The 17,300-nt window shown below is 64.2% G+C and carries 15 protein-coding genes; 9 read left to right on the forward strand and 6 right to left on the reverse strand.

The genetic code is table 11. The features are described 5' to 3' along the window. The first annotated feature begins 13 nt into the window (after window positions 1-13). The 5 genes from JI749_RS17145 (at window position 14) to JI749_RS17165 (ending at window position 6,264) form a co-directional block, all read left to right on the forward strand. Window positions 14-1,522: an amino acid permease gene (locus tag JI749_RS17145; protein ID WP_201656797.1), complete on the forward strand. Its 1,509-nt coding sequence runs from the start codon at window positions 14-16 to the stop codon at window positions 1,520-1,522. Between the two features lie 173 nt (window positions 1,523-1,695). Then, complete coding sequence (locus tag JI749_RS17150) at window positions 1,696-3,057, forward strand: glutamine synthetase family protein (protein ID WP_201656800.1); 1,362 nt, start codon at window positions 1,696-1,698, stop codon at window positions 3,055-3,057. Between the two features lie 149 nt (window positions 3,058-3,206). Further along, window positions 3,207-4,589: an aldehyde dehydrogenase family protein gene (locus tag JI749_RS17155; RefSeq protein ID WP_201656803.1), complete on the forward strand. Its 1,383-nt coding sequence runs from the start codon at window positions 3,207-3,209 to the stop codon at window positions 4,587-4,589. A gap of 149 nt (window positions 4,590-4,738) precedes the next feature. Continuing rightward, window positions 4,739-5,893, forward strand: a complete 1,155-nt coding sequence (locus tag JI749_RS17160) for an iron-containing alcohol dehydrogenase (RefSeq protein WP_201656806.1) — start codon at window positions 4,739-4,741, stop codon at window positions 5,891-5,893. Between the two features lie 50 nt (window positions 5,894-5,943). Further along, window positions 5,944-6,264, forward strand: coding sequence for a hypothetical protein (locus tag JI749_RS17165; protein WP_201656809.1), 321 nt, complete (start codon window positions 5,944-5,946; stop codon window positions 6,262-6,264). Between the two features lie 163 nt (window positions 6,265-6,427). On the opposite strand, the gene JI749_RS17170 is transcribed toward JI749_RS17165, so the two are convergent. Beyond that, window positions 6,428-7,897, reverse strand: a complete 1,470-nt coding sequence (locus tag JI749_RS17170) for a mannitol dehydrogenase family protein (protein WP_201656812.1) — start codon at window positions 7,895-7,897, stop codon at window positions 6,428-6,430. A 125-nt stretch (window positions 7,898-8,022) separates the two neighbouring features. Here JI749_RS17170 and JI749_RS17175 point away from each other — a divergent pair, with 125 nt between their 5' ends. Next, window positions 8,023-8,934, forward strand: a complete 912-nt coding sequence (locus JI749_RS17175; RefSeq protein WP_233280806.1) for a sugar kinase — start codon at window positions 8,023-8,025, stop codon at window positions 8,932-8,934. 26 nt (window positions 8,935-8,960) lie between these two features. Here the strand turns inward: JI749_RS17175 and JI749_RS17180 are convergent, their stop codons facing one another. From JI749_RS17180 to JI749_RS17195, 4 genes are all read right to left on the reverse strand, one after another. Then, window positions 8,961-9,506: a DUF924 family protein gene (locus tag JI749_RS17180; protein WP_201656815.1), complete on the reverse strand. Its 546-nt coding sequence runs from the start codon at window positions 9,504-9,506 to the stop codon at window positions 8,961-8,963. A 68-nt stretch (window positions 9,507-9,574) separates the two neighbouring features. Next, window positions 9,575-10,576 (reverse strand): zinc-binding alcohol dehydrogenase family protein, encoded by a 1,002-nt coding sequence (locus JI749_RS17185; protein ID WP_201656818.1) that lies wholly within the window; start codon window positions 10,574-10,576, stop codon window positions 9,575-9,577. 81 nt (window positions 10,577-10,657) lie between these two features. Further along, a complete protein-coding gene (locus JI749_RS17190; RefSeq protein ID WP_201656821.1) occupies window positions 10,658-11,581 on the reverse strand; it encodes a VOC family protein in 924 nt (307 codons plus the stop codon). 138 nt (window positions 11,582-11,719) lie between these two features. After that, window positions 11,720-13,519, reverse strand: a complete 1,800-nt coding sequence (locus tag JI749_RS17195) for an ABC transporter ATP-binding protein (protein ID WP_201656824.1) — start codon at window positions 13,517-13,519, stop codon at window positions 11,720-11,722. Window positions 13,520-13,990: 471 nt separating this feature from the next. On the opposite strand from JI749_RS17195, the gene JI749_RS17200 reads away from it, so the two are divergent. The 3 genes from JI749_RS17200 (at window position 13,991) to JI749_RS17210 (ending at window position 16,425) form a co-directional block, all read left to right on the forward strand. Next, complete coding sequence (locus JI749_RS17200; protein WP_201656827.1) at window positions 13,991-15,223, forward strand: aminopeptidase; 1,233 nt, start codon at window positions 13,991-13,993, stop codon at window positions 15,221-15,223. A 125-nt stretch (window positions 15,224-15,348) separates the two neighbouring features. Then, entirely contained in the window at window positions 15,349-15,795 is a 447-nt protein-coding gene (locus JI749_RS17205; protein WP_201656830.1) for a hypothetical protein, read from the forward strand. Window positions 15,796-15,831: 36 nt separating this feature from the next. Next, window positions 15,832-16,425 (forward strand): YdcF family protein, encoded by a 594-nt coding sequence (locus JI749_RS17210; protein WP_201656833.1) that lies wholly within the window; start codon window positions 15,832-15,834, stop codon window positions 16,423-16,425. Window positions 16,426-16,458: 33 nt separating this feature from the next. On the opposite strand, the gene JI749_RS17215 is transcribed toward JI749_RS17210, so the two are convergent. Further along, a complete protein-coding gene (locus JI749_RS17215; RefSeq protein ID WP_201656836.1) occupies window positions 16,459-17,190 on the reverse strand; it encodes an SDR family oxidoreductase in 732 nt (243 codons plus the stop codon). Window positions 17,191-17,300: the final 110 nt, after the last annotated feature.

Here is a 17,300-nt window from a genome sequence, read left to right on the forward strand (position 1 = left end):
GGGGGACGTGACTATGGCTGAGACGACCAAGGTCGGCAGTGTCGCCTATGCGACACGCGACAAATCTTATTTCGAAAAGCGCGGGCTCGAACGCTATGCCGGCATCTGGTCGCTGTGGGCGCTGGGCGTGGGCGCGGTGATTTCCGGCCACTTCTCGGGCTGGAATTTCGGCTTCATGACCGGCGGCTGGGGCGGCATGCTGGTGGCCGGCATCATCATCGCCATCATGTATCTGGGGCTGGTCTCGTCGATCGCCGAAATGAGCCCGGCTTTGCCCCATACCGGCGCGGCCTATTCCTTCGCGCGCACGTCGATGGGACCGTGGGGTGGCTTCATCACGGGCCTGTTCGAAAATGTCGAATATGTCCTTACGCCCGCGGTGATCTGCACCTTCATCTCGGGCTATTTCGGCTCCATCACGGGCCTGGACACGGTTTATTACCCCATCCTGTGGGTGGTATTCTTCGCCATTTTCCTTGCCCTCAACATCTTCGGGGTGGCGCTCAGCTACAAGGTGACGCTGGTCGTGACCCTGATCTCGCTGGCAGGTCTGGTGTTCTTCTGGGTCAGTGCCTTCCCCAATATCGATTTCTCGCGCTGGGCGCTCAATATCGGCGTCGGTCCCGATGGTGGGGCAGTCGAACTGCCCGAGGGCAATGGGTCGTGGTTCCCCTTCGGCTGGCAGGGGGTTCTGGCCACGCTGCCCTTCGCGGTGTGGTTGTTCCTTGCCATCGAGCAGGTGCCGCTGGCGGCCGAGGAATCGGTCGATCCGAAGCGTGACCTGCCACGCGGCATTCTGCTCGGCTTCTGCACCCTGCTGCTCTCCGCCTTCATGATCGTGCTGCTCAACCCCTCCATTCCGGGCGTCGGCAGCTTCGCGCTGGGCTCGTCGCTTGAACCGGCCCTTGACGGCATCCGCGCCATCTACGGCGATGCCGCCGCGCCGATCTTCGGCGTCGTGGCGCTGATCGGGCTCGTGGCCTCGTTCCACACCATCCTTTATGCGCAGGGTCGCCAGGTCTATTCGCTCAGCCGCGCGGGCTACTTCCCGTCCGGCCTGTCGGTGACGCATGACAAGTACAAGACCCCGCATGTCGCCATGATTGCGGGCGCCCTGCTCGGCCTTGTGGTCATGCTGGCCATTTGGTTCGTCAATGGCGGCGGCGGCCCGGGCGAAACCCAGCTGGGCGACGACATCATCGGCTCGGTGCTGCTCAACATGGCGGTGTTCGGCGCGATGCTGAGCTATATCATGCAGGCCCTGAGCTTCATCATCCTGCGCCGCAAGCTGCCCAATATCGAGCGGCCCTTCCGCTCGCCGGTGGGCGTGCCCGGCGCTATCCTGACCATCATCATTGCCGCGGTGACGCTGTTCTACCAGTTGCAGGATCCGAACTTCTTCAAGGGCGTAATCTGGGTGGTGCTGTGGTGCGCGGTGGGCATCGCCTACTTCGCCGTGATCGGCCGCCACAAGCTGATCATGTCGCCCGAAGAAGAGTTCGCGCTCGAGCACAAGGCGTAAGCAATGAGGGCGCGGTTGGGCACCGCGCCCTCCCACCCCCACGATGTCATTCCGGCGCAGGCCGGAATCCATGCGGTGACCCATCTACACGCTGGTTGTTGCGGAACATCACGGACATGGATCCCGGCCTGCGCCGGGATGACCCTGTGGGAATGACCAAAGAGGAGAATCCAATGCCCTATACCCTTGCCGACCTGAAGAAGGACGTCGCGGCCGGAGCCATCGATACCGTGCTCGTCGCCTTTCCCGACATGCAGGGCCGCATGATCGGCAAGCGCTTCCAGGCCGAATATTTCCTCGAAGTGGCCAATGACGAGACGCATGGCTGCGATTACCTGCTGGCCGACGATATCGACATGGAGCCGGTGCCCGGCTACGAGGCCGCCAACTGGGGCAAGGGCTATGGCGATTTCGTCATGAAGCCGGACCTTAATACTCTGATGAAGGCGACCTGGCTCGAGGGCACCGCGATCGTGGTCTGCGACCTCAGCGACCACCATCACCACCAGCCGATCGCCCATAGCCCGCGCGCTATTCTCAAGGGGCAGCTCGAGCGGCTTGCCGCCATGGGCTATACCGCCAATGCGGCGACCGAACTCGAATTCTACCTCTTCGATGAGGACTACCGCACCATCGCGCAGAAGGGTCACGCCAAGGCGCAGACCGCTGGCGACTACATCCAGGATTACCACATCTTCCAGACCACCAAGGAAGAAGGCGTGATGCGCGCCCTGCGCAAGCACCTCCAGGCTTCCGGCATTCCGGTGGAAAGCTCGAAAGGGGAATGGGGTCCGGGCCAGGAAGAGATCAACGTCAAATATGCCGATGCCCTGACCATGGCCGACCGCCATGTGGTGCTGAAAAACGCCACCAAGGAAATTGCCTGGGCCCAGGGCAAGGCGGTGACCTTCATGGCCAAGTGGGACTATGGCCTGGCCGGCTCGTCGAGCCACATCCACATGTCGCTGGCCGACAAATCCGGCAGACCGCTCTTTGCCGACAGCAAGGACGAGCGCGGCATGAGCGACCTGATGAAGCATTTCATGGCCGGCCAGCTCGCCTATGCGCGCGACATCACCTATTTCCTCGCGCCCTATATCAACAGCTACAAGCGCTTCCAGGCCGGCACCTTCGCGCCGACCAAGGCCATCTGGTCGCCCGATAACCGCACGGCCGGCTTCCGCCTCTGTGGCGAGCACAGCAAATCGATCCGCGTCGAATGCCGCATGGGCGGCGCCGATCTCAACCCCTACCTGGCGCTCGCGGCCCTGCTGGCCGCCGGCATCAAGGGCATCGAGGACAAGCTGGAGCTCGAGCCGGTCTTCATCGGCGACGCCTATTCCACCAAGCGCCTGCGCGAAATCCCCAAGACGCTGCGCGAGGCGACGGACACCCTGCGCAAGAGCAAGATGCTCAAGGACGCATTCGGGGAGGCGGTGATCGGCCACTACGTGCATACCGCCGAATGGGAACAGTTCGAATACGACCGGCGGGTGACCGATTGGGAACTCAAGCGCGGGTTCGAGCGGAGCTGACCGATTGCCGCCGCACTGAGCGCGCACTAAACACCACGCGACTAACCACCCAAGACGTCATTCCCGCGAAGGCGGGAATCCACTCTGGCAAAAAAGAATGGATTCCCGCCTTCGCGGGAATGACACCGTGGAAAGAAGAGGCCGACACCATGACCGAAACGGTCAAGATCATCTCCCCCATCGATGGCAGCGTCTATGCCGAACGCGCTGTCGCTTCGCCCGCCGAGATCGACAGCGCCGTCATCCGCGCCAAGACCGCTCGCGCCAGCTGGTCGGCAACCACCGTTGCCGAGCGTCAGAAAATTCTGACGCACTTCGTCGATGCCCTGCTGCTCATGAATGACGACATCGTGCCCGAACTGGCGTGGCAGATGGGGCGCCCGGTCCGCTTCGGCGGCGAGAAGCGCGGCGTCGACGAGCGCAGCCGCTACATGATCGAACTGGCCGCCGAAGCTTTGGCGCCGTCGATCAAGCCAGAGAAGGAAGGCTTCACCCGCTACATCACCCGCGAGGCAGTGGGCACCGTCATGGTCATCGCGCCGTGGAACTACCCGTTCCTGACGGCGGTCAATTCCATCGTGCCGGGCCTGATGGCCGGCAATTCCATCATCCTCAAGCATGCGAGCCAGACCCTGCTGGCGGGCGAGCGCTTTGCCGCCGCCGCCGAAAGCGCCGGCTTGCCAGCGGGCCTGTTCCAGAACCTGGTGCTCGGCCATGCCGACACGGAAAAGCTCATCGCTTCGGGCCAGATCGACCACATCAATTTCACCGGCTCGGTCGAAGGCGGCCGCCGCATCGAGAAGGCCGCGGCCGGCACCTTCGCCACGCTCGGCCTCGAACTGGGCGGCAAGGACCCGGCTTATGTGCGGGCCGACGCCAATCTCGACAACGCGGTCGAGAACCTGGTGGATGGATCGTTCTTCAATTCCGGCCAGAGCTGCTGCGGGGTCGAGCGCATCTATGTGCATGAGGCCGTCTACGGCAATTTCGTCGAGCGCTTCATCGAGAATGCCAAAGGTTGGACGCTGGGCAATCCGCTCGACCCGGACACAATTGTCGGCCCCATGGCGCGCGGCAATTTTGCCGACCATGTGCGCCAGCAGACCGAAGAGGCGCTGCGCGGCGGCGCCACGCGCCACCTCAACACCAAACATGACCTTGATAAGCCCGGCTCGCCCTACCTGGCACCGGAGGTGCTGACCAACGTCAACCACCAGATGTCCGTCATGCGCGAGGAGAGCTTCGGCCCGGTCGTCGGCATCATGAAGGTGGCCGACGATGCCGAGGCCGTCACCCTGATGAATGATAGCCCCTATGGCCTCACCGCCTCGATCTGGACGGAAGATCTCGACGCAGCCGCCCGCATCGGCGGCCAGGTCGAGACCGGCACGGTCTTCGCCAATCGCTGCGACTATCTCGATCCAGCACTGGTGTGGACCGGCGTCAAGGACACCGGCAAGGGCGGGGGTCTAAGCGAGATCGGCTATGCGAATTTGACCCAGCCCAAGAGCTATCACCTGAAGCGGGTATGAACCCCGCGGACCATTCTACCCACGGCGTCATCCCGGCGAAGGCCGGGATCCATGTCCGTGGTTATCGGCAACATCCAGCGTGTGGCACGCCCACCGCATGGATTCCGGCCTTCGCCGGAATGACACCGCGAATGTGAAAGCAGAGCGCCATGACCAAAGCCAACTGGAACTACCCCACCGCAGTCAAGTTCGGCCCCGGCCGCATCGCCGAGTTGCCCGAGGCCCTCAAAGCGGCAGGGATAAGCAAGCCGCTGCTGGTCACCGATGCCGGGCTTGCCAGCCTGCCGGTGACGCAGAATGTGCTGACCCAGCTCAAGGCCGCCGGCATTCCGGTTGGTCTATTCGCCGATGTGAAGCCCAATCCGATCTCGGCCAATGTCGAAGCCGGCATCAAGGTGCTGCGCGAGGGCGGACATGATGGCGTCATCGCCTTTGGCGGCGGCTCGGGGCTCGATGTCGGCAAGGTCATCGCCTTCATGGCCGGGCAGACCCGGCCGATGTGGGATTTCGAGGATATCGGCGACTGGTGGACCCGCGCCGATCCCAAGGGCATCTTCCCCGTCGTCGCCGTGCCGACCACCGCCGGCACCGGCTCGGAGGTGGGCCGCGCTGGCGTCATCACCGACGAGACCACCCACACCAAGAAGGTCATCTTCCATCCGCTGATGATGCCCAAGGTGGTCATTGCCGACCCCGAACTCACCGTCGGCATGCCCAAATTCATCACCGTGGGTACCGGCATGGATGCGTTGGCGCACTGCCTGGAAGCCTATTGCGCACCGGGCTATCACCCGCTGGCCGATGGCATCGCGGTTGAAGGCATTCGTCTTGTGTTCGAGAACCTGCCCAAGGTGCATGCCGACCCGACCGACGTCGAAGCCCGCGGACACATGATGAGCGCCGCCGCCATGGGCGCCACGGCCTTCCAGAAGGGCCTGGGGGCCATCCATGCACTCAGCCACCCTGTCGGCGCGCTCTATGACACCCATCACGGCATGACCAATGCGGTGTTCATGCCCTATGTGCTGGCGGTCAACAAAGCCGCCATCGAGGCCCGAATTGCCCGCCTGGCCGCCTATCTCGGCCTGGCGCCCAGCTTCGAGGCGTTCCAGCATGCCGTGATCGGCCTGCGCCTCCGGCTCGACGTGCCGCATACATTGGCCGACTTCAAGGTCGATGGCTCCAAGCGCGACCTGATCGGGGATATGGCGATCGTCGACCCCACCGCGGGCGGCAATCCGGTGGAACTGACCAAGGATCGCGCACTGGAAATTTTCGACCGGGCGATGGAGGGCCGGGTCTGAAACGAACAAGATGACCGTGCGTTCGACCGGGGACACATGGAGTACCCGATATGCGCGCGATCCTGCTTGCGACCTGTCTCACCCTGATCGCCGGTGTAACCAATGCATCGGCGCATCATAAGCCCGGCCACCCCATGCCGCCCGGCCAGGCCAAGAAGCTGCTGCCGCCGGACCTGGTGATCGTGGCGCCGCCGCCGGAGGTGGAGGAAGTCTGCCTGGTCACGACAGATACGCCTGGCAACCCCTTTGCGCCTGTCATCGTCACCGAATGGCTGCCGCGCGACGTTGCCGAAAGCCGAGCCGAACAAGGCGACAGCTTCATCATCTATCATCCCGACTTCAACAGCGAGGTCGGCTGCATCAGCTTCTAGCCGGGGATGGAAGGCCGGGCTTGGCAGCCCCCTTCGCCCACACGCGATGTCATCCCGGCGAAGGCCGGGATCCATGTCCGCATTTCTCCGCGGACGTGGCGTGTGGGAAGAGCCAACGGATTTGGATTCCGGCCTTCGCCGGAATGACGCTGTGGTTGGGGCGTCAGCCGCCCACAACCCCCGCCACAGTTGCCTTCACGCCCACCTCGAACAGTTCGTCGAGATGGGTCGCCACGGTCTCGCCGAAGACCTGGTTCTCGCCCAGGTCCGTGCCGAACACTTCGGTCAGCGCCACCAGCCCCTCATAGAGCGCCTCGGCGTCATTCCCTGCATCGGCCGCAATCGCCATCATGCGCATGGCCAGCGGATCGCGGACGTCGATGCTTTCGCCTTTCTCGTCGATGCCGGTGACGTAGCGCATCCATGCCGCCACCCCGAGGCCGAGCCGGTCAAAGGGTTGCCCTGCCTTCAAACGTTCGCGGATCGTACCCAGCAGGCGCTGCGGCAGCTTCTGCGACCCATCCATGGCGATCTGCCAGGTGCGGTGCTTGAGGGCGGGGTTGCGGAAGCGATCGAGCAATTGGTCCCTGTAAGCGCCGAGGTCGACGCCGGGCATGTCGAGCGTCGGCATGGCCTCCTCGGTCATCAGGCCGTGGATCAGCTTGACGAAATCGGCGTCGCCCATCACGTCGGAGATGTACTCGTAGCCTGAGAGATAGCCGAGATAGGCCATGGTCGAGTGGCTGCCATTGAGCATTCTTAGCTTCATGCGCTCGAAAGGCTCGACATCCTCCACCAGCTGCGCACCCACCTTTTCGAAGGGCGGACGGCCCTGGGGAAAATGGTCCTCGATCACCCATTGGGTGAAGGGCTCGGTCATGATCGGCCAGGCATCCTCGGCGCCGATCAGGCCGGCGACCGTCTCACGATCGGCATCTGTCGTCGAAGGCACGATGCGATCGACCATGGTGCCGGGGAAGGCAACCTTGCCGACCCACTCGCCCAGCGCCGCATCGCGCAGGGTGGCGAATTTGGTGACGATCCGTTTCACCGTAGCGCCATTGCTCGGCAGGTTGTCGCAGCTCATTACCGCAAAGGGGGCAATGCCCGCCGCCTTGCGCCGCGCCAGTGCTTCGACCAGCATGCCCGGCGCCGATTTGGGCGCCGTCGGAATGGCGAGGTCATGGGCAATATCGGGGTGGCGCTGATCGAGCTCGCCCGTCGCCGGATCGTGGCAATAGCCCTTCTCGGTGACTGTGAGCGAAACAATCCGAATCTGCGGGCTGGCCATCAGTGCCAGCAGTTCCTCGCGCTCCGTATTGGCGTCGAGCACCTTGAGGATCGAACCAATTACCCGCGGGTGGGTACCGGCGGCATCGCGCACGGCCACCGTATAGAGCCCGTCCTGCGGCTCGAGCGCTTCCTTGGTGTCCGGGCGGCGCAAGCTGGCGCCGACGATGGCCCAATGCGGATTGTCGGCCAGCAGGTCATCGACATAGACCGCCATATGCGCCCGGTGAAAGGCGCCGATGCCGAGATGGACGATGCCGGGCGTGATCTGGGCCCGGTCGTATTTCGGCAGGGCCACGCCAGCTGGAACATTGCTCAGGGTCTTGGCGCTCAGTCGCGTCATGGATGTCTCCGGCGGTAAAATCGCGCGCACCATAGGGCCTTCCGGGCTTGTATGGAAGATAGTGGCTTGCGGCCAAATCGGCTTTCCCGGCATAAGCCTTACGGCAGCCTTGGAGGGCAGGAATTTTGGCACAGCAGCGCTTCGTCAGCATCGGGGAATGCATGATCGAGATGAGCGGCGGCGAGGATCGCCAATATCGCCTCGGCTATGCCGGCGATACGCTCAATACGGCCTGGTACATGCGCGCGCTGCTGGGCAAGGACTGGTCGGTCGATTATTTCACCGGGCTGGGCGAAGACCGCTATTCCGGCGATATCCGCGCCTTTCTCGAAGCCAACAATATCGGCACCGACCATATCCGCACCGTGCCAGGCCGCCGTCCCGGCCTCTACATGATCCACCAGGAAAAGGGTGATCGCCACTTCACCTATTGGCGCGATACCTCGGCCGCAAAGTTGCTGGCCGATGACAAGGGCGCGCTGCATGCCGCCGTCGCCGGCGCCAGCATGGTCTATTTCTCCGGCATTACCCTCGCCATCCTCGCGCCGCGCGCCCGCGGCCGCCTGCTCGGCGCCATCGTCAAGGCGCGCGATGCCGGCGCCAGGATTGCCTTCGACACCAATCTGCGGCCCGCGCTCTGGACCAGCCCACGCGTCATGGCGGGGGTGCTCACCGCCGCGGCCAGCCTCTGCGACATCGTCTTGCCCACCCACACCGATGAGGCGCCGCTGTTCGGCGACAAATCCGTGGACGAGACGGCCGAGCGGTATCTCGAGCTCGGGGTGGAGGAAGTCGTGGTCAAGGACGGCGCGGGCGAGGCATTGATTGCCACTGCGTCGGAACGCGTCAAGGTGGCCCCCAAGCCTGGCGCCAAGGTGGTCGACGCCACCGGGGCCGGCGACAGCTTCAATGGCGCCTATCTGTCTTCCAGGCTGGCCGGCAAGTCGCTGCGCGAAGCCGCCGAAGAGGGCCATCGCGTCGCGGGCGTCGTCATCGGGCAGAAAGGTGCATTGGTCGATCCCAAGCTGCTGGGTTGACCTCGACTTCTCCCCAAAGGGAGAGCCTAAAATCCGCGCTGTCCGGCCTCTTCCATATAGGCCAGCTCTTCGGGTGTGCTTTGCCGGCCCAGCGCCTTGTTGCGGAAGGGGTAGCGCCCGAAGCGGGCAATGCAGTCATGGTGCTTGGTGGCGAAATCCAAAATCTTCTCGTCGTTGAGCGCGGTATGCAGCCGCATGGATTCCGCCTGGATCACCGCTGATTCCGAATGCATGTAGGGCAGCAGGATGAACATGCGCTCGAAAAAGCTCATGGCCTTGTCCAGCCCCTGCCCGACCATCTCCTGAGCCAGCACGAGCGCCATCTTGTCCTGCGCAAAGGCGGCAGCCTCGCCGCGATGCAACTGCCGGCTGAACTGATCGAGCACGATGATCTCGGCCAGCCTGCCCTTTGGCGTCTCGCGCCAGCGCCAGGCCTCGCCCATCGCCACTTCGGCGTGGGTCTGGGCGAACTCCGCCTTCAATAGGGCGTCGAATTCCGGCTTGCCGCCGAACCAGTCGTCCATGCCGTGATCGACGAACCAGAAGCGCAGGATATCGTCAGGGGAACGCATGTTGCCTCCAAAGCCCAATGCCCACCCAGCCTAACCCCGACCACCGGGCCGGGGAAGCCGCGCCGTGGCTAGACGGTGATGATGGCCTTGATCAGCCCGTTCCGGTCATGGGCCCATTTGGGCAGGTTGACCGGCACGTCCTCGAAGCTTGTCGTGTGAGTGGCGAGCCGGTCGGTCGGCACGCTGCCATTGCGGATGGACTCGGCCACGTGGTCGAAATCCTCGCGCGTCGCATTGCGCGAGGCGCGGATGGTCAGTTCACGCCGATGGATCTCGGGATCCTCCCAGGCCAGGGTGCCCTTGACCACACCCACCAGCGTCAGCGCGCCGCCATTGCGGCAATAGCCGATGGCCTGGTTCATGGCGGGGATGGCGCCGGTCGCGTCGAACACCGCATCAAAGCCGGTGCCCATGCGCGCCTTGAAGACCGGCCCTTCGCGCTCGTCGAGCGTCGCCGCGCCGAAACCGAAACCATGCGCGGCCTCCAGCTTGTCAGCCGCCGCGTCGAGCACGGTCACGTCGGCGCCGGCGATACGGGCAAAAAACGCGACGCCCAGGCCGATCGGGCCACCGCCCACCACCAGGACGCGCCAGCCGGGCTTGAGCTCGGTGCGACGCACGGCGTGGGCGCCGATGGCGAGAAATTCCACCATGGCCGCATCACGCAGGCTCAGGCCCTCGGCAGGGTAGAGATTGACCTCGGGCATGACGATTTCCTCGGCCATGCCGCCATCGCGATGCACGCCCAGCACCGACAGCGTCTCGCAGCAATTGGTCTTACCTTCGACACAGGCCGGGCACTGGTAGCAGGGCAGGTATGGATTGATCACCACCGCATCGCCGTCGGCCAGCGTGGTGGCGCCATTGGCATCGAGCACCACCCCGCTCAGTTCGTGCCCCATGATGCGCGGATATTGCAGGAAAGGGTGCTTGCCTTCGTAGATGTGGTAGTCGGTGCCGCAGATGCCGATGTGGCGAATGCCCACGCGTACCCAGCCCGGCTTGAGTTCGGGCCGCTCGATATCCACCAAAGCCAGCTCGCCCGGCGCCGCACAGGAAATAGCCCGCATCAAAGTTCTCCAGATCCGTCGCCGCAGTGACTAACATGTTAGTGCGGCGACCGGAAGTGGGAACACGATAGGAAACGCCGGTCAGGCCGACAGCAGCATCCGGATGCGGTTGCCGAACGGGTCTGCGGTCTCGATACCGCCGTCCACGGCTGAAATCGGGGCGCCGGCCGCGGATAACCGGGCCTTCACGCCATCAAGCGTCGCCGCGTCGGGCAGCACGATGGTGAACCAGCGCAACCCTGCGGCACCGGCCGGCGGCAGGGCGGCATTGGGTCCCGACCAGATGTTGAAGGCCAGCGTGTGGGGCATATAGTCGAGCCCGACATCGCCCATGCCGAAGGACGAGATCAGCAGGAAGCCGGCAAAGCCGACGACATCGCGATAGAAATCCATGGCGCGGTGCAGGTCGTTGACATGCACGTGCACGTGGCCGATGCGAGTTCCATCAGGCATGCGCGCGGCCAGCTGCGGCGCCGGTCCGAGTTCGCCGAGAAGCCCGTCCAGGTCGATGGGCTCGCGCCCCGAATGGGGCTTGCCCTCTGCCGTCACCGCATAGGTCTGGCCCTTGTCGGGATCGCCCAGGGTGCCGCGCCAGGGCGTTTCGAAGGTGATCTCTATGCCATTGCCATCCAGGTCCCACAGGTAGATCGCCTCGGAAACGAGGTGGTCGGTCGGCGAAATGCGCACATTGCGCTGCAGCGCCCGCACCGCCATCTGCGCCAGGTCGGCGCGCGAGGGCACGTGGATGGCCACATGATAGAGCCCGATGGTGCGCGGCACGACGGGCCGGGTCGCACTGGTTTCCAGCGCGATCAGCGGCTTGCCGCCGGCGCCGAGCACCAGCAGGTTGGCTGTTTCCTCGATCAGGTCGAGCCCGACGACGTCCTGCCAGATGGCCAGCGCCTTGGCGCGATCGGTGACGGCGATGTGCACCGGTCCGAGCGTCGTGCTCAGCGGCAGGATGGGCTTGGACCGGACATTGGTCTGTACGGATGTGTCGATCATGGCGAATTCCTTTGTTGGCCTGAATATAGACCCGCGCAGGCGGTCCGCCATCGGCCCCACGCCGAAGGCATCGTTCGGTGATCGCGGGCTAATGGGGCCCGGCAGAAAAACGCCGGGGCTTCCACCCCGGCGCTTTCATCAAGCGATCTTGAGACCCTTGGTCAGCTCCAGCGCCTGCCGCTCGAACAGCCGGCGATAGATGCCGCCGCTGAGCCGGATCAGCTCGGCATGATCGCCTTCCTCGACGATCCGGCCCTTGTCGAAGACCAGCAGCCGGTCGAGCGCCCGCACCGTCGACAGTCGGTGCGCGATGACCAGCGTGGTGCGGCCGACCATCAGTCGTTCCATCGCCTCCTGGATCTGCACCTCGCTCTCGCTATCGAGGCTCGACGTCGCTTCGTCCAGGATCAGCACCGGCGCATCGGCCAGGAAGGCCCGGGCGATGGCGACGCGCTGCCGCTCGCCACCGGAGAGCTTCACGCCGCGCTCCCCGACCAGGGTCTCGTAGCCCTTGGGCAGGTCGAGAATGAAGTCATGTGCATTGGCCTGCTTTGCCGCCAGCTCGATCTCGGCGCGCGTGGCGTCGGGACGGGCATAGGCGATATTCTCGGCCAGGGTGCGGTGGAACAGGATCGGCTCCTGCTGCACGATGGCGATCTGGCTGCGCAGGCTCGACTGCCTGACCTGGGCGATGTTCTGCCCGTCGATGCTGATCGTGCCAGACTTCACGTCGTAAAGCCGCTGGATCAGCTTGACGAAGGTCGTCTTGCCCGAGCCCGAATGGCCGACCAGGCCAACGCGTTCGCCCGGCGCGATGCGAACCGAGAAATCGCGATAGAGCGGCGTCGGATGGGCGCCATACTGGAAGGTGACATGGTCGAAGGCGATCTCGCCCTTGCCGATGGCGATCGGCTTGGCGCCATTCGCATCGTCGATGCCCAGGGGCGTCCGGTCGAGCGCCACCAGTTCTTCCATGTCGTTGACTGCGCGCTGCAGGTTGCGGATATGCTGGCCCACGTCGCGCAGGTAGCCCTGCAGCACGAAGAACATGGCGAGCACGAAGGTGATGTCGCCAGGCGTCGCGAGCCCCCGCTGCCACATCACCAGGCCCGTGCCCAGGATGCCGGCCTGCATGGTCACCATCATGAAGCCCTGGATGGTGCCGCTCAGCGTACCGCGCTTCCAGGTGCGGCGCGTGCGGATATCCCACTTGTGCAGCACATGCTTCATCCGGGTCTCTTCCCGCTCCTCGGCGCCAAAGGCCTTGACCACCGAGTTGCAGCTCACCGCATCGGCCAGCGCGCCGCCCAGCTTGGTGTCCCAGGCATTGGCCAGGCTCGCGGCCGGCGAGACGAAACCCATGGAAAGCATGACCGTGACGGCGATGTAGATGATCGAGCCCAGAGCCACGATCAGCCCCATGACCGGCCAATAGGAACCCAGGATCACGCTGGCGCCGACCAGCATGACGAAGGAGGGCAACAGCATGACCAGCAGCAGGTCGTTGAGCGAATCGAGCGCCCACATGCCGCGGGTGATCTTGCGGACGGTGGAGCCGGCAAAGCTATTTGCATGCCAGTCGGTGGAGAAGCGCTGCACCCGGTAGAAGCCGTCATTAACCAGCTCGGCCATCATGCGGATGGTGAGGCGGATCACGCCCTGGAAGATGAACCAGCGCAGGACGACGCTGGCCAGGCCCAGGCCCACCACGATCATGAAGGCGCGCACAGCCTCGGCGGCAGCCGAGTTCTGCCCGCCGGCAATGGCGTCGACGATCTGGCCGGAAAAAACCGGCACCATGACTTCGGCGAGCGTCGAGGTAATCACCAGCACGCAGATGACGGCGATAAGCGCCGGCCGGCCGGCCCAGCGACGGAACGTAAACCCGAGCACGTTGCGATAGGCATCGGCGCGGAAATCGAGTTTCTTGCGACTCATATTGGCAGCCCGGTTCCGTTATCCGGCAACCGGCCCTCAAGACAGAGAGATGAAAGGCGCAGCCGGAACGGGGCAAAAAGATCCCGTCAGATCAATCGGGCTGCGATGAGAAGAACCGCGGGCGACCCGTGGCGGGCCGCGGATGGCAGGGACCTAACGTCGGGTCTCGCCGAAAGGGAGTTCCATGAATGATGCTGGCATACACGTCTCCCTGGTTCGAGATCTGAAAGCGGTGGACGGTTTGTAACGAAACAGTTCGCCGTTGCCAACGCCCTATTTTTGCAACGTCACAATCTGGTGCGCGAAAGACACAAGGGTGACAAGCCACAGGCTCGATCGTCACCCTCGGTGGACAGGTGCAGCCGGCGCAGCAAGATCAAGCAATTTCCATCTACCTCCGGGTGGCGCTATGCCCCCTTCCGGGGCTAACCTCCCGGCCAACCGATTCAAAACCAAGAGGCATTCGCCCCAATGACCATCGATCCCGTCAAGCTCGACAAGCTCGCCCAGGTTGCCATCAAGGTGGGCCTGCAACTGGCGGAAGGCCAGGATCTGATCATGACCGCGCCGATGACGGCGGCGCCGCTGGTCCGCCGCATCACCGAGCATGCCTACAAGGCCGGCGCCGGGCTGGTGACCACCATCTACTCGGACGAGGAATCGACCCTCGCCCGCTACAAGCACGCCAACAGCGCCAGCTTCGACAAGGCGGCCGGCTGGCTCTATTCGGGCATGGCCGAAGCCTTCAGGAACAATGCCGCGCGCCTCGCCATATCCGGCGACAACCCCATGATGCTGGCCGGGCAGGACCCCGAAAAGGTGACCCGCGCCATGCGTGCCAATTCGGCGGCCTATAAGCCGGCGCTCCAGCTCATCACCGGGTTCGACATCAACTGGAACATTGTTTCCTACCCGACCGCGTCCTGGGCCAAGCTGGTCTTCCCCAATGACAGCGAAGAAGAGGCGGTGAGCAAGCTGGCCGACGCCATCTTCAAGGCGAGCCGAGTCGACCAGGACGACCCGATCGCGGCCTGGGCCGAGCATAATGCCAATCTGAAGAAGCGCTGGACCTGGCTCAACGGCAAGGCGTTCTCGGCGCTCAAATATACCGGCCCGGGCACCGACCTGACCGTGGGTCTTGCCGATGGCCACCGCTGGAAGGGCGGCGCTTCGGAAGCCAAGAACGGCATTACCTGCAACCCCAACATCCCCACCGAAGAGGTGTTCACCACGCCGCACAAGCTGCGTGTCGAGGGCCATGTAGCCGGTACCAAGCCGCTCAGCCACAATGGCGCGCTGATCGAGGACATGCAGGCCCGCTTCGAAGGCGGACGGCTGGTCGAGTTCAAGTCGAGCAAGAACCAGGACCTGTTCAACAAGGTGCTCGATACCGACGAGGGCGGGCGCCGCCTGGGCGAAGTGGCGCTGGTGCCGCATTCCTCGCCGATCTCAGCCTCCGGCATCCTGTTCTTCAACACGCTCTACGACGAAAACGCCTCCTGCCACATCGCGCAGGGGCAGTGCTATTCGGACTGCTTCGTCAACGGCAAGGACCTGACCCAGGACCAGATCAGCGCCCAGGGCGGCAACACCTCCAACATCCATATCGACTGGATGATCGGCAGCGACAAGATCGACATCGACGGCGTCCATGCCGATGGCAGTACCGAGCCGGTGATGCGCGGCGGCGAGTGGGCCAACTGAGGCCATCGACCTTCCGTTTCGGGCGCGCCGGTGGAGCACTTCGTTGCCACCGGCGCCCACGGCAACCGGGGCCTCCTTCCACAAGTGTCCGCGCTCATCTACACTCCCTCCCGAGGGAGATTTCCATGAAGCACCTGCTCTTGATCGCCAGCCTTTTCGCCCTGGCCCAGCCGGCATTGGCGCAGACCGTCACCGAGACCGATTTCACCATTTCGGTGCCCAATGGATCGGGCGACCCGGTCGTGGAAAGCACCACGCTGGTGCCGCTGCTCGAGGGCACCTGCTACGACTGGCACCTGCGTCTGGCCAAGGCCAAGGGCGCCATCGAGATCACCGAACTCTATACCCTGCCCGCGGCGCCGGAGAGCTGGGGACTAGGTGAGGACAACACGATCGTGGTGGCCGATGACCAGCTTTCGGCGACCTCGACCCTGTCGCTCACGCCCCAGGACGGCTGGATCGCCAGCGGCTGGTGCGTGTCCAAGGGCGACCCGGAAGGCGACTACAGCTTCGAGATCAGGGCAGGCGACAAGCTGCTGCATCGCTTCGAATTCGAACTGCAGAAGATGTAGCCCGGTGCCTCAGCCCGAACGGAAGCAGCCGAGCGCATGACACTTGCCCGCCGTGCCTACCGCATCATCCTGGCGATGAGCGTCTTTGCCTTGCTGATTGCCTGCGGCCTCGCCGCCGACGTGTGGCGCTATGCCGGGGTCGTCGCCGATACCAAGGCTGATGCGGCGCTGGTGCTCGGCGCTGCCGTGCTGGGCGATGAGCCCAGTCCGGTGCTGGTCGAGCGCCTGCGCCATGCGCAGCAATTGTTCGAGGTGGGCGACGTACGCGCCATCGTGGTGACGGGCGGACGAAGCCCGGAAGACGAGCTCAGCGAAGCCGAGGCCAGCCGCGACTGGCTGGTCGCCCAGGGGGTTCCGGCCGACGCCATTGTCCTCGAAAACGCGTCGCGCACCACGCTTGAGAACTTCCAGCTGGCGCGGCCGATCCTGGAGGCCCACCAACTTGGCTCGGTGCTGGTGGTTTCCGATCCGCTCCACATGCGCCGCGCCATGCTCATCGCCGAGCGCGTGGGGATCAGCGCGGCGCCCTCCCCTACCCAGACCAGCCGGTATCAAAGCTGGGGCACCACCCTACCCTTCCTCGGGCGGGAAACCTGGTTCATGGTGCAGTATCTTATGACGGGGCGCTGAGCCCATGCCATGTCGGGCGGCGTTTCCCGCAGCTCAGGCGGTCCAGCCGCCATCGATGATGTGGACTTGCCCGGTAGTATAGGTCGCCCCTGCCAGGTAGACGGCGAGATCGGCGACTTCGTCGGGCCGCGCAATGCGCCCTATGGGCTGGCGGGCGATGAAGGCTTTCTTTGCCGCCTCGAAATCACCGGTGGCGTGCCAGCGTTCGTGCAGGCTGGGCGAATCCACCGTGCCCGGACAGATAGCGTTTACGCGAATGCCCTGGGCGGTGTAGTCGGCAGCGATGGATTTGGTGAGGCCCACGACGGCGGCCTTGGAAATCGTATAGGCGGCGCGGTTGGGCACGCCCTTCACCGAGCTGGCGACGGTCGCCATATTGATGATGCAGCCATCCTCGCGCGCGAGCATCTGCGGCAGCACGGCCTTCACCGTGCGGATCTGCGCCTTGATGTTGAGATCAAAGGCAAAATCGAGGTCCTTGTCGCTCATTTCGAGCACCGTGCCGGAATGGACCACGCCGGCGCAGTTGAACAGCACGTCGATATGGCCGATCTCGGCCACCGCCTGGTTCACCGCTTCGGCATCGAGCACGTCGAGCGCGCGCGTGGTGACGCCGGCCATGCCCTCGAGCTCCGCCAACTTGCCGGCATTGATGTCGGTGGCAATCACTCGCGCGCCCGCGGCCACGAATGCCTCGACCGAGGCGCGGCCGATGCCTTGGGCAGCGGCGGTGATGAGGACGATTTTGCCGTTGAGGTCAGCCATGACAGGTCCTTGCAGTTTCGATCGACATATGTCGCCCCGGATCCGTCATAGCACTTCGAACAGCGGCGTCGACGGCGTTTTGCGTGTTGTTGCGATGCGCATACAAACGA

The organism is Devosia oryziradicis, from assembly GCF_016698645.1.
Lineage (GTDB): Bacteria > Pseudomonadota > Alphaproteobacteria > Rhizobiales > Devosiaceae > Devosia > Devosia oryziradicis.